Source organism: Caulobacter sp. 10L414 (genome assembly GCF_056395525.1).
The window spans coordinates 1-11,910 of record NZ_JBFTJR010000100.1 but is presented as its reverse complement, the minus strand read 5'-3'; the positions used below and the strand labels follow the sequence as shown (position 1 = coordinate 11,910).

At 70.3% G+C, this 11,910-nt stretch carries 14 protein-coding genes and 2 tRNA genes; 6 read left to right on the top strand and 10 right to left on the bottom strand.

The annotated features are described in order from the left end of the window. Positions 1–594 precede the first annotated feature (594 nt). On the bottom strand, positions 595–2,373 hold the full coding sequence (gene divJ / locus AC1DCG_RS24180) for a cell cycle sensor histidine kinase DivJ (protein WP_477030236.1): 1,779 nt from the start codon (positions 2,371–2,373) through the stop codon (positions 595–597). Positions 2,374–2,562: 189 nt separating this feature from the next. Here divJ and AC1DCG_RS24175 point away from each other — a divergent pair, with 189 nt between their 5' ends. After that, positions 2,563–3,414: a sensor histidine kinase gene (locus tag AC1DCG_RS24175; RefSeq protein WP_477036540.1), complete on the top strand. Its 852-nt coding sequence runs from the start codon at positions 2,563–2,565 to the stop codon at positions 3,412–3,414. 40 nt (positions 3,415–3,454) lie between these two features. Continuing rightward, positions 3,455–3,886 (top strand): SufE family protein, encoded by a 432-nt coding sequence (locus AC1DCG_RS24170; RefSeq protein ID WP_477030234.1) that lies wholly within the window; start codon positions 3,455–3,457, stop codon positions 3,884–3,886. Here AC1DCG_RS24170 and AC1DCG_RS24165 read toward each other — a convergent pair. Then, complete coding sequence (locus AC1DCG_RS24165; RefSeq protein ID WP_162839355.1) at positions 3,883–4,044, bottom strand: hypothetical protein; 162 nt, start codon at positions 4,042–4,044, stop codon at positions 3,883–3,885. The genes AC1DCG_RS24170 and AC1DCG_RS24165 overlap by 4 nt on opposite strands. Positions 4,045–4,121: 77 nt before the next feature. Between AC1DCG_RS24165 and trhO the strand changes: the two genes are divergently transcribed. The 3 genes from trhO to AC1DCG_RS24150 all read left to right on the top strand — a co-directional run bounded on the left by trhO (position 4,122) and on the right by AC1DCG_RS24150 (position 6,027). After that, entirely contained in the window at positions 4,122–5,075 is a 954-nt protein-coding gene (trhO, locus tag AC1DCG_RS24160) for an oxygen-dependent tRNA uridine(34) hydroxylase TrhO (RefSeq protein WP_477030239.1), read from the top strand. A gap of 66 nt (positions 5,076–5,141) precedes the next feature. Beyond that, complete coding sequence (locus AC1DCG_RS24155) at positions 5,142–5,498, top strand: hypothetical protein (protein ID WP_477030233.1); 357 nt, start codon at positions 5,142–5,144, stop codon at positions 5,496–5,498. A 76-nt stretch (positions 5,499–5,574) separates the two neighbouring features. Beyond that, entirely contained in the window at positions 5,575–6,027 is a 453-nt protein-coding gene (locus AC1DCG_RS24150) for a PA2169 family four-helix-bundle protein (RefSeq protein ID WP_477030232.1), read from the top strand. 3 nt (positions 6,028–6,030) lie between these two features. Here AC1DCG_RS24150 and AC1DCG_RS24145 read toward each other — a convergent pair whose 3' ends face one another. From AC1DCG_RS24145 to AC1DCG_RS24120, 6 genes are all read right to left on the bottom strand, one after another. Then, entirely contained in the window at positions 6,031–6,732 is a 702-nt protein-coding gene (locus AC1DCG_RS24145) for a DUF6456 domain-containing protein (RefSeq protein WP_477030231.1), read from the bottom strand. After that, a complete protein-coding gene (locus AC1DCG_RS24140; RefSeq protein WP_477030230.1) occupies positions 6,729–7,130 on the bottom strand; it encodes a helix-turn-helix domain-containing protein in 402 nt (133 codons plus the stop codon). Before AC1DCG_RS24140 ends, AC1DCG_RS24145 begins: the two co-directional genes overlap by 4 nt. A gap of 175 nt (positions 7,131–7,305) precedes the next feature. Continuing rightward, positions 7,306–8,043, bottom strand: coding sequence for a YceI family protein (locus AC1DCG_RS24135; RefSeq protein ID WP_477036539.1), 738 nt, complete (start codon positions 8,041–8,043; stop codon positions 7,306–7,308). Between the two features lie 83 nt (positions 8,044–8,126). Then, entirely contained in the window at positions 8,127–9,881 is a 1,755-nt protein-coding gene (locus tag AC1DCG_RS24130; RefSeq protein WP_477030228.1) for a DUF885 domain-containing protein, read from the bottom strand. A 105-nt stretch (positions 9,882–9,986) separates the two neighbouring features. Then, a tRNA-Gly gene (locus AC1DCG_RS24125) sits at positions 9,987–10,061 on the bottom strand. 46 nt (positions 10,062–10,107) lie between these two features. Then, positions 10,108–10,182: transfer RNA gene (locus tag AC1DCG_RS24120), tRNA-Gly, on the bottom strand. Between the two features lie 171 nt (positions 10,183–10,353). Between AC1DCG_RS24120 and AC1DCG_RS24115 the strand changes: the two genes are divergently transcribed. Next, a complete protein-coding gene (locus AC1DCG_RS24115; RefSeq protein WP_165257751.1) occupies positions 10,354–11,208 on the top strand; it encodes an SDR family oxidoreductase in 855 nt (284 codons plus the stop codon). Positions 11,209–11,212: 4 nt separating this feature from the next. Here AC1DCG_RS24115 and AC1DCG_RS24110 read toward each other — a convergent pair whose 3' ends face one another. After that, a complete protein-coding gene (locus tag AC1DCG_RS24110) occupies positions 11,213–11,542 on the bottom strand; it encodes a type II toxin-antitoxin system RelE/ParE family toxin (RefSeq protein ID WP_477030227.1) in 330 nt (109 codons plus the stop codon). Continuing rightward, positions 11,488–11,751, bottom strand: a complete 264-nt coding sequence (locus tag AC1DCG_RS24105) for a CopG family ribbon-helix-helix protein (RefSeq protein ID WP_477030226.1) — start codon at positions 11,749–11,751, stop codon at positions 11,488–11,490. The genes AC1DCG_RS24110 and AC1DCG_RS24105 overlap by 55 nt, the downstream gene beginning before the upstream one ends. Positions 11,752–11,910 lie beyond the last annotated feature (159 nt).

Below are 11,910 nucleotides of genomic sequence, written 5' to 3'. Positions count from 1 at the left end.
GCCTCCGGCCCTCCGGAATAACGACGCGGCGGAGCGGTCGACGAAGCCGAAACGCTAAACAAACCTACGGTCYCCGGGCTCCGCCCGGCCGCTCCGCGCCTCCCCATCAGCTTTCGTGGATTTCCACGGGAGTGYGAGAACSCATGYCYGCGCCGSCCCCCTCAGTCGCTCCGCGACAGCTCCCCCASAGGGGRAGCATCTTGAAGAGCGCCAGCGCCAATAGATCCTCCCCCTCTGGGGGAGGTGGCCCGGAGGGCCGGAGGGGGTTAGCGCCGGCGTTAAGATCCCAACCCTCAAGGACCCCCCCCGTGGGGGAGGCGATCGCGCAGCGATCGGTGGGGGGAGCGACTACGAAACCGGCCGCCGCCTCGAAAGCTGAAACCGGCCCCCCACCGGCCTTCGGGCTGCCTCCCCCACGGGGGGAGGTCCGCCGATCCAAGACCCTCCCCCTGTGGGGGAGGCAGCCCGAAGGGCCGGAGGGGGAAGTTCCTGATGAGCCTGAGCCGGGCCCCGACGTGGGAAGTCCCTTCCCCCTCAGTCGGCTTCGCCGACAGCTCCCCCTTCAGGGGGAGCACCTTGAGGCCGAACCGCGCCTCAGCGCGGCGGGGCGAAGCGGATGACGTTCTCGCCCAGGAAGGGCTCTTCGGAGGCCTGGCCGTCCGGGGAGGGCGCGAACAGCGGCTCCATGGCGTCGGCGGTGGCCGTGGGGCTTTCGGGCTTCTCGGGGGCCTTGGGGGCGGCCAGCAGGATGGGCATGCGCACCGAGACGCTGGTGCCTGCGCCCAGGCGGCTTTCGACGTGCATCTCGCCGCCGTGCAGCTGGGCGAAGGCCCGCACCAGCGACAGGCCAAGGCCCGTGCCCTTGGCGCGCTGGTCGACGCCGCCGGCCTGCTCGTAGGGGCGGCCCAGGCGCTCGAGGTCCTCGGGGCTGATGCCGACGCCGGTGTCGGCCACCACGATCTCCAGCATGCCGTCATGACCGTCGGCGGTCACCGTCACCTGGCCGCCGCGCGGGGTGAACTTCAGGGCGTTGGAGACCAGGTTGAGGACGATCTGCTTGAGGGCGCGACGGTCGGCGTCGACGTCCAGCTCATTGGGCGGCAGCACGCCGCGCAGCTGCACGCCCACGCTGTCGGCCTGCACGCGCAGCAGGCGCATGGCGGCGTTGACGGCCTCGCGGGCGTCGAACTCGCCGCGCGACAGCTCGAAGCGCTCGGCCTCGATCTTCGACATGTCGAGCACGTCGTTGATCAGGTCCAAGAGGTGGCGGCCGCTTTCGTGGATCAGCTCGGCATACTCGCCGTAGCGGTCGGTCAGGGGGCCGAACATGCGGGCGCGCATGATGTCGGAGAAGCCCATGATGGCGTTCAGCGGCGTGCGCAGCTCGTGGCTCATATTGGCCAGGAAACGGGCGCGGCCGGCGGCCAGCTGCTCGGCGTCGTTGCGCGCCTGGTCCAGCTGCTGCAGGTGGCGGGTCTCGGCGGTGACGTCGCGCAGCACGCCGACCAGCATGCCCGGCCCGACGCGGCGCAGGGTCAGCGACAGGGTCTTTTCCGGGGCCTCGGCGGCCGGGAAGGTGAGCACGGCCTGGTGCTCGCGCAGGGCCTGGCCCAGGGCGAAGTCGATGCGGGGGCGCTCGCCCACGACGGCGGCGTGCGACAGGCCGTCGATCATGATCCTGTCCAGCGCCGCGCCCTCCGGCGCCACGCCGCGCACGGTGCGCACCCGGCCCTGCAGGGTGACGACGAAGGCCAGGAACGGCAGGCCGTCCAGCAGGGTCGACAGGGCCGTCAGTTCCGACAGATTGCGCACGTCGCGCTCGCCGGCCCGGCGGTGGGTCAGCATCAGGCCGGCGGCGAGGCCAAGACCGGTGGTGGCGACGGCCAGGAAGCCGAGGATGAAGGCGGTGGGGCCGGTGGGCGGCGGCGGGGCCAGGCCCGACAGCTGGGTCAGGGCGGCCATGGCGCCGCCGATCAGGGCCAGGGCCGCGCCCTCGGCCAGGCGGCGCGGGGCCGCCAGGGTCGAGGCGGCGGCGACGGGCGCCAGGCACCAGGCGCTCATCGCGCCGGAGACGCCGCCGGTCAGGGCCGCGGCGATCGCGCCGCCGGCGGCCCAGCCGACCAGCAGCATCGATTGGGTGCGTTCGTCCTCGCTGTCGCCCAGCAGCAGGGCGGCGATGGCGGGCAGGGCCCCGGCCAGCAGGGCGGTCCAGATCGGCCAGCCGGTCGAGCCCGGGGTGAAGGCCACCGCCCCGCCGGCCAGCAGGGCCGCGGCCAGCCAGCCCAGACGCCAGGCGCGCGCCGTCTCGCCCGCGCCGAGCGCGGGGCGAAGAGCGGCTTCATCCTGCCGCGGCTGCACCGGGTTGATGTCCAAGGGGGCGGGTCCGCCTCAAAAGGTTCGTTATTGGTGAATCCTAACCCCGCTTCGGCCGATCCCCCAAGCGCGCACAATTGTGGGGCGACCGGGCGAGTCCAGCTTCTTGTGGACGGAAACGGTTTCGTAAGCGGGTTGGTTCAGGGTGGCACAGAATGCCTTTGCGGACAGAAGGTCCGGGAGTTTCATATGTCTCAGACGGCGTCCGCGGACGCTTCGTTCACAGCCGAAGAGCCCGCCGAAAGCGTGGCTGGGGCTGATTCGCGCGGTGCGCAGAGGGGCGCCGAAGGCCCCACCGCGACGTTTCGCCGCGCCGCCGCCCGCGCGCGCCGCAAGGCCGCCCTCGACGATCAGAAGCGTTCCTTCCTGCGCATGGTCAGCCACGAGCTGCGCACGCCCCTGAACGCGGTCATCGGCTTTTCGGAAATTCTCGCCAGCGAGCTCTACGGGCCGCTCGGCTCGCCGCAGTACAAGGAATACGCCAAGCTGGTGCACGAGAGCGGCCTCAAGCTGCTCAAGCTCGTCAACCAGATCGTCGAGATCGCGCGCCTGGAAGGCCACGTCACCGACCTGGACGTCGCCGCCGAGCCCCTGGACGAGGCGGTCGAGGACGTGATGGCCCAGCTGCGGGCCGAGTGCGAGGCGCGGGGCGTGGCGCTCAGCGCGCCGGATCTGGTGGGCATGCCGGGCGTGCTGGCCGATCGCCGGGGCCTGCGCACCATCCTCTCCAACCTGATGCAGAACGCCGTCGCCCATTCGCCGCGCGACGGGGTGGTGACCATCGAGGCCGAGCGAGTCGCCGGCGGCATGGTCGAGATCTCGATCCGCGACCAGGGCGAGGGCGTCGACGCCGCCGACCTGCCGCGCCTGCTGCGGCCGTTCGAGCAGGGGGGCGGGGCGTCTCTCACCCGTACCGGCGAGGGGGTGGGTCTTGGCCTGCCGATCGTCGACCTGCTGACCCGGGCGATGAACGGCTCGCTGCGCCTGAAGTCGGCGCCGGGGCAGGGGCTGACGGCGATCGTGTGCTTGCCCGGCTCCTGACGGCTTGCATCAAGGGCGCGGCCCGCCTAGATGCCGCGCCATGAGCACCAGCCCCATCGACGCCGCCCTCAACGATCTCGCCGACGAGTTCGAAATGCTCGGCGATTGGGAAGAGCGCTATCGCTACGTGATCGAGCTGGGCAAGGACCTCGAGCCGCTGAGCGCCGAGGAGCACTCCGAAGAGAACAAGGTGCGCGGCTGCGCCAGCCAGGTCTGGCTGGTCACCGAGCCGCAGGCCGATGGAACCGTGCGCTTTCGCGGCGACAGCGACGCCCATATCGTCAGCGGCCTGATCGCCGTGGTGCTGCGGCTCTATTCGGGCGCGCAGGCCAGGGACATCGCCGCCTTCGACGCTTCGGCGGCCATGGCGCGCCTGGGGCTGTCGGAAGCGCTGTCTTCGCAGCGCTCCAACGGCCTCAAGTCGATGGTCGCCCGCATCCAGCGCGACGCGGCGGCGCTGGCGGGGGCCTAGAAGAACCCGGCCCGATTGCCGATGAACACGATGGCCACGATGATCAGCAGAAGCTGGATCAGCCAGTTCACGGGCGAGGGGATCGGCGAGCGCTGGACAGCGTAGAGGGCCAGGCCAAGCAGCACGAGGGCGATGATGACGGTGATCAGTATGCTCATGGCCCGGTAACCCGCGTTATGCGCGCTTGGTTCCGGCCGTGCTTGAGCAGACCCGTCCGATCTTCTATGGCCCGCCCATGACCTCGCCCTGGCGTATCGCCGCCCTCTACCGCTTCGCGACCTTCGACGACCCGCAAGCCATCCAGGCCGATCTCGCCAAGCTGTGCTGCGGCCTGAAGGTCAGGGGCACGCTGCTGCTGGCCCGCGAGGGGATCAACGGCACCATCGCCGGAACGCCGCAGGCGATCGACGCGGTGATCGCCCATATCCGCGCGCTGCCGGGCTGTGAGACGCTGGAGCTGAAGTTCGCCGACGCCGAGGCTCCGCCGTTCCATCGGCTGAAGGTCAAGGTGAAGGCCGAGATCGTCACCCTGGGCGAGCCCGACCTCGATCCGGCGCGCAACCACGGCGTCCACGTCGATCCGGCCGACTGGAACGCCCTGATCGCGCGGGACGACGTCATCGTCATCGACACCCGCAACGGCTACGAGGTCGATTGCGGCACGTTCGAGGGGGCGATCGACCCCAAGACGCCCAGCTTCGCCGACTTCCCCGCCTGGTTCGACGCCTTTCGCCAGACCTGGGACCCGGCCGCGCCGGCCCCCAAGGTGGCGATGTTCTGCACCGGCGGCATCCGCTGCGAGAAGTCGACCGCGCTGCTGAAGGCGCGCGGCGTCGACGAGGTGTTCCACCTCAAGGGCGGGATCCTGAACTACCTGGAGACGGTGCCTCGCGACGAGAGCCTGTGGCGCGGCGAGTGCTTCGTGTTCGACGAGCGGGTGGCCGTCGGCCACGGCCTGTCGCAAGGCACGCACGCCCTGTGCCGGGGCTGCCGGATGCCGGTGTCTGAGGCCGATCGGGCCTCGCCGCTGTACGTCGAGGGCGTGGCCTGTCCGCGCTGCCACGACAGCCGCAGCGAGGACCAGAAGGCCCGCTACGCCGAGCGCCAGCGCCAGGCCGCGCGGGCCCTGGAGCTGGGCATCGATCACGTGGGCGCGACCGTGCCGCCAAGGCCCCCGCGCGAGCCCTGACGGATCGCCCTCGCCCGCACGGCGTTATCTCTCCGACCCCTTCCCCAGGACATGGAGACAGACGCCATGGTCGCCTACGACCCCACGCTCAACACCGGCAAGACCAACGGCGCCGGCCCGGCCCGCGCCCGCCAGAGCCTGATCGACACGCTGTCGGACAAGGTCTCGAACTTCCTCGATCACCAGTCCAAGCCCATGGACCCCCAGGCGCCGATCCCCGACTACGCCGTCGGCGCGCCGCCCAAGAAGGGCCTCAGCATCGCCGGCCGCCAGGTGCAGCTGGGCGGCCGCACCGTGCCGCTGGGCCTGGCCGTGCTGGGCGGTGCGGTGCTGGCCGGCCTGCTGATCAACAAGCGCACCCGCGCGGCCACCCTGACGGCGGCTGGCACGGCCTGGACCTTCCTGCAGTCGAAGAAACCGTAAGGCCCTGCTTGGAGCCTTTCGCGAAGGGGCCGCGTTGCTGCGGTCCCTTCCACGAAAAGCTGCAGGGAGCCCGAGAATGGCCCATACCAACGAAGACCACATCAAGCTCGTCAACGGCCTGGTCGAGATCACCATCGACAGCGCCGACGGCTACGAGGAAGCCGCCAAGGACGCGCAGAGCAGCCGCTTCAAGACCCTGTTCCAGTCGCGCGCCCAGGAGCGTCGCGCCATCGTCGCCGACCTGCAGGCCGAGGTTCGCCGCCTGGGCGGGACGCCGGACGACGACGGCAGCATCCTGGCCGCCGCCCACCGTGTGTTCCTTAATGTTCGCGACGCCCTGACCAAGGGCGACGAGGCGGTGGTCAAGACCGTCGAGGACGGCGAGGACCACATCAAGGCCAAGTACGAGAAGGCTCTGGGCGACACCGACGTGCAGCCCGAGACCCGCCGCGCCATCGAGGCCGCCTACGCCAAGGTCAAGGCCGGCCACGACCAGATGCGCGACATCAAGCACGCCGTCGCGTCGTAGGCTTCACGCCATTCCGTAGTGCGCCGCAAGGCGCTGCAGGGCCGCCTTCAGGGCGGCCTTGCCCGTTCTGGGCCGCATGCCCAGGGCGACCTCGGTTCCTTGCAGCGACGTGCCGGTGAGACAGATCAGGGTCAGGATTGGCATGGCCTCGGACCCGACGGCCTCCATGGCCCGGCCCAGGCGCTGGCGAGCGGCGTAGGCGCGCTCCATGGGCTCCAGCCGCGAGCCGCCGCCCGAGCGCGGCGCCGGATCCCAGCGCATGGTGAGGCGGCCGATGATCCCCGAGGCGTGGGCGTCGGCCGACAGCTTCTCGCCGGCGTTCCGTTCGGCGGCGGTGATGTGCCGGCGTCGGAACAGCCAGTCCAGCGGCGCCTCACCAAGATTGGCGCGGTGGGTGGTCGCCCTACCGTCGGGCTGGGTCACGGTCTTTTCGCCCTCGACGAAGCCGGGGCGTCCCGGTGGCGGGGAGGGGACCCGCGGCGCCAGCCGCCAGCCGCCGTCGCCACGAGGCAGCAGGCGGGACGACAGCTTGCGGAAGGCGGCTTCGTCGATGACCAGCATGGGGCGGCGGCCGCGCGCGAAGCGCACGGCGTAGGCCTCGTCCCTGGCCTCGATCACCGAGCCGGCGCGGGCCAGCAGGCGGGCGGCGCGGTCGGCCAGGTGTTCGGCCTCCAGGTCGCGTTCCAAGACGGCGGCGGCGCTCATCGGCCCAGCCCCGCGCGTTGGAACTCCATGCCGGCCAAGTCCGGAATGGTTTCGGGCGCCTGACGCACGCAGGCCTCCAGGGCCGTCATGCGGGCGTCGAACACCCGGTCCTCGCGCAGGTCCTCGATGCGGTGACAGGCGTGGGCGCAGGTGGTGCGGTCGCGGCCGAAGGCGAACGCCACCCGTGTCAGCGGCCAGTGAAAGATCACGTGCGCCAGGTAGATCGAGATCTGCCGCGCACGGGCGGCCGACTTGTGAGTGCGCTTGTCCGAAGTGATGTCGACCGGCGCGACCCCGGTGGCCAGGGCCACGGCGTGGGTCACGAAAGCCGCGGCCAGCCGGTCGCGGCGCGGATCGGGCGAGATCGCCCAGGCCTCCTCCAGGATTTGAGCGAGCATGACGGTCCCTCAAGAGCGGCGCCCCCAATGACGCCCATGAGCATCAGCCTAGGCTGATATTCCTCCTGTAGGATAACTTTCCTATTTCGCGCGTCCAGTGAAAATCTAAACCACTGATTGTATTGCGCAGGGGGGGTCGCCTATCCCCCTCCGCCTACGGGGATAGGCGCCTTCGTCACGGTTGACCCGGCGCCGGCGCGGCGGCCGCGGTCGGCGGGTTGGGCTTGAGCATCTCGGCCTCGATGGCCACCTGCACCTCGTCGCCGACGCCCATGGTCGAGCCGGGTTTCGGCACGCCGTAGGAGACGCCGAAGTCTGAGCGCTTGAAGCTGCCGGTCAGCGAGAAGCCGATGCGGGCGTTGGGGTCCATGGGCGGGAAGCCGGCATAGCCGCCATTGAACTTCGCCTTCAGCGTGACCGGCTTGGTCACCCCGTGCAGCGTCAGGTCGCCGGTGACGTCGGCGGTGTCGGGGCCGGTGCTGGCCACCTTGGTCGAGCGGAAGGTGATGGCGGGGTACTTGGCCGCGTCCAGCCAGTCCTTGCCCAGAAGCTCTTCGGTGAACCCGGCGGGCGGCGCGGGCAGCAGCAGCGAACTCGTCTTGATGCTGGCTTCGACATGGGCGCGCTCGGGCGCCTTGGGGTCCAGCGTCAGCTTGGCGTCGAAGTCGGAGAAGCGCGCCGTGTACCAGGAAAAGCCCAGGTGATTGACCTTGAAGCTGAGGTCGGCGTGGGTCTTGTCCAGCGTGTAGTCGCCGGCCGGAAGATCGGCGGGCGGCTTGGCGGCGGCCGGCGCCGCAGCGGTTTCGCCGGCCGGCTTGGCCGAGGCGTCGCTCGTGGCCGCCTTCTGGTCGGAGCAGGCCGAAAGCGCCAGCAACAGGGCGCCGCCGATCGCGAGCTTCGAGGCGTAGGACATGAAACCTCCCTTTTTATGCAGGCGGGGAGGTTCGGCCCGGGGCGACGATGGGGTCAACCCCGGGACGTGGCGCAGCTTGGCGTTTATTTTCGCGCGGCGATCCACGCGTCCGTCCGCGCCTCCAGCACCGCCAGCGGCGTCGAGCCGCCCAGCAGCACCAGGTCGTGGAAGGCGCGCTCGTCGAACTTCGGGCCGAGGGCGGTCTCGGCGCGCTTGCGCAGTTCCAGGATCTTCAGCTCGCCGATCTTGTACGACAGCGCCTGGCCGGGCCAGGAGACGTAGCGCTTCAGTTCGACCTCGATGTTGGTCGAGGACAGGGCGCTGTTCTCGGTGAAGCAGGCGCGGGCCTGCTCCAGGCTCCAGCCCTTCCAGTGCATGCCGGTGTCGGCCACCAGACGGCAGGCGCGCCACATCTCGTAGGACAGGCGGCCGAACAGCTCGTAGGGGTCGCGATAGATGCCCATCTCCTCGCCCAGCCACTCCGAATAGAGCCCCCAGCCCTCGCCGAAGGCGCTGAAATAGAGGTTCTTGCGGAACTCGGGGCCGGTCTGCTCCTGGGCCAGCGAGGTCTGGATGTGGTGGCCCGGCGCGCCCTCGTGCAGCACCAGGGCCGGCAGCTCGTAGAGCCCGCGCTGGTCGAGGTCGGAGGTGTTGATCATCAGCCCCCCGGCGCGGCCGGCCTTGGGGTCGCCGCCGAAATAGCGGCCGGTGGTGTAGCCCTTCTCGATGCTGGCCGGCACGGGGCGCACGCCGTAGGTCAGGCGCGGCAGGGTTCCGAAGTGGGCCGGCAGCTGGTCGTCGGCGCGCTTGGCGATCTCGCTGGCCTTCTCCAGCAGTTGCTGGCGGCTGGTGGCGTAGAAGCGCGGATCGGTGCGCAGGAAGGTCAGGAAGGCCGGCAGGTCGCCCTTGAAGTCGGCCTGCTTCATCACCGTCTCCATCCGCGCGCGAATGCGGGCCACCTCGGCCTGGCCGATCTCGTGAACCTGGTCGGGGGTCATGTCGGTGGTCGTGTAGCGCTTGACCAGGAAGGCGTAATAGCGCTTGCCGTCGGGCAGGTCGCCGGCCGCCAGGCTCGTGGCGGCCTTGGGCAGATATTCGTCCTGCATGAAGGCGACGAAGCTGGCGCGGGCCGGGGCGACCTTGGCCTTCAGCACCGCCTCGCCCTCGGCGATCAAGGCCGCCTTGCGATCGGCCGGCAAGCTGGCGGGCAGGGCGCGCAGCGGCGCCAGCAGCGGATCCTCGGCCAGCGGCGTGGCGGCCGTGCGCTGGGCGCGCTCCAGCACCGACTGGGCGGTCATCTTCGTGTGCACGAAGCCCGAGGCGACCCCGCGCCGGGCCTCGGCGATGTTGGCGGCGTACCAGTCGGGGGCCTGGGCCAGCAGGGCGATCCACTTTCTGGCTTCGGCCTCGTCCTTCAGGCGCGCGCTGCTGGCGCGATAGAGCAGGGTGACGTCGAAACCGCCGTCGCTGCTGAACGGCATGCGGCTCTCGTCGAACGACAGGCCCGTGAGCTTGTCGTCGAGGCTCCAGGCCAGGATCTGGCGGGTCAGCTTCTCGTCGTCCGACAGGCCGGAGGCGTCGACGCCGGCCAGCAGCGCCTTGGCCTTCTCGTACTTGGCCTTGCGGTCGGCGTCGGCCTTGGGGCCGACGGGCGGCAGGCGCCAGCGGGCGGCGTCCGAACCGCTTTCCTCGTCCTCGGCGCCCGACACCGACTCATAGGCCTTCACGGCCTGCGTCAGCTGGGTCGAGGCGGTCGCCTGCGAGGCGTGCGCGCCGCTGGCCAGCAGCACGGCCGACAGGGCCGCGCCGGCGGCGAGGCGAAGAAGATGGTGACGCATGGACGCTCCCCGGAATGAACCGACGGGAGGTTAGAGCAGGATTTGCCGCCGGGCCAAACGGCCCCGCTTCGCATCCGGATCAGAATGTGAGGAAAGGTAAGAAAATGGAGCGGGCGAAGAGATTCGAACTCTCGACATCCACCTTGGCAAGGTGGCGCTCTACCACTGAGCTACGCCCGCGCACCGATTTTCTTGTCTCGTCCATCCGTCTCCCAAAGGGAGGGAATGGAGCGGGCGAAGAGATTCGAACTCTCGACATCCACCTTGGCAAGGTGGCGCTCTACCACTGAGCTACGCCCGCATCGAAGAGGCTGAAAACAGCGCCCCGCGACGAGGAGGCGGCTTATGGCAGAGCGTTCCGCGCTTGGCAAGCACTGTCGCGCAACTTCATTGGGGATGAATGCCGCACTTGCGGAAAGGCCCGTTTCGACGGCTCATTGATCCCTTGGATTTGAGGGGCGGGGCTCTGGGTTTGCGTCTGTTCGTGTTCGGATTGGGCTATGTCGGCGCCGCCTTCGCCGAATCTCTGGCCGCGCGCGGCTGGTCGGTGAGCGCCACGGGCCGCACGCCGCAGGCGCGGGCCGCCGTCGAGGCCCTGGGCTTCTCCGCCGTCGATCCCGACGACAAGGCCGCCATGGTCGAGGCGATGCGCGGCGTGAACGCCGTGCTGGTCACCGCGCCGCCGACCGGCGAGGGCTGTCCGGCGCTGGAGGCGGTGATTCCCGCCCTGGCCGCCGCCGAGGCCTTCCCCGACTGGATCGGCTATCTGTCGACCACCGGCGTCTATGGCGACTTCGACGGGGGCTGGGTGTTCGAATCGAGTCCGCTGAAAGCCCAGTCGGTCGAAGGCGCGCGCCGGGTCGGGGCCGAGCGCGACTGGCGCCAGGTCTGCCGGGGCATGGGCCTGACGGTGGCCACCTTCCGCCTGCCGGGCATCTACGGCCCGGGCCGCAGCGCCTTCGACCGCCTGAAGGCCGGCGAGGGGCGTCGCATCGTCAAGCCCGGCCAGGTGTTCAGCCGCATCCATCGCGACGACATCGTCTCTGGACTGCTGGCCTCGCTGGAGAAGCCCCGCGCCGGGGCGGTCTACAATCTGTGCGACGACGAGCCGGCCCCGCCGCAGGACGTCATGGAGCACGCCGCCCGCCTGCTGGGCGTTCCGGTCCCGCCGGACCTGCCGTTCAACGCCCTGGGCCTGTCGCCGGCCACCCGCCGGTTCTACGCCGAGAACAAGCGCGTCTCGAACGCCCTCGCCAAGGCCGAACTCGGCTGGCGGCCCAGGTATCCGACCTACCGCGAAGGCTTGGCGGCGATCCTGGCGGGGTAGGGGGTCAGAAGCTTTCAGGCCAGCGTTGTGCGCCATGCATGACGCGCAGGATTTCGATGCGATCTTCCCGCACGCGGTAGGCGATCAGGAAAGGCGTTTTTGGCACGACCATTTCGCGTGTCTCTGGCCGACGCCCAATGCGGCCTTGGCGCGGGAACGTGGTCAAACCGCCCGCGGCCTCGAAGATCCGCATGACTTGAGCTGCTGCGGCGCTCGGTCGATCTGTGGCTATCCACGCCTGAGCCGAGCGAAGGTCGCGCAGCGCGGGGGCCGTCCAGACTAGCCGCACTTCGGCATGGGCTTTTCGTTGGGCCCGCCCCACGAGGCCACCCATTCCACCACGGCGTCATGCTCGGCGAACTGGCCGGCGTCGGCTGCGCGGATACCCTCGTCGATCGCCGCCGCCTGCCAGTCACGCATGGCGATGAATTCCCGAACCGCCTGCTCGACCACCCAGGCCTTGGACTGGTCCATGGCCTGGGCGATCTCGGCGACCTGATCGTCGAGRTCCGGGTCGAGGTCGATCGTGAATGGCTTGGTCATGCGCTGGAGGCTCCAGAAAGCAATCTAGCGCAAGGCGTGTCGGCCGTCGCCTACTCCTCCTCCTCGCCCAGGTCCGCGGCAGCCCAGGCGGCCGCGGGGGCCTGACCCGCCGAGCGGGCGCGGGCGGCGCGGGCCAGGCGGCGGGCGCCGGGGTCGTCG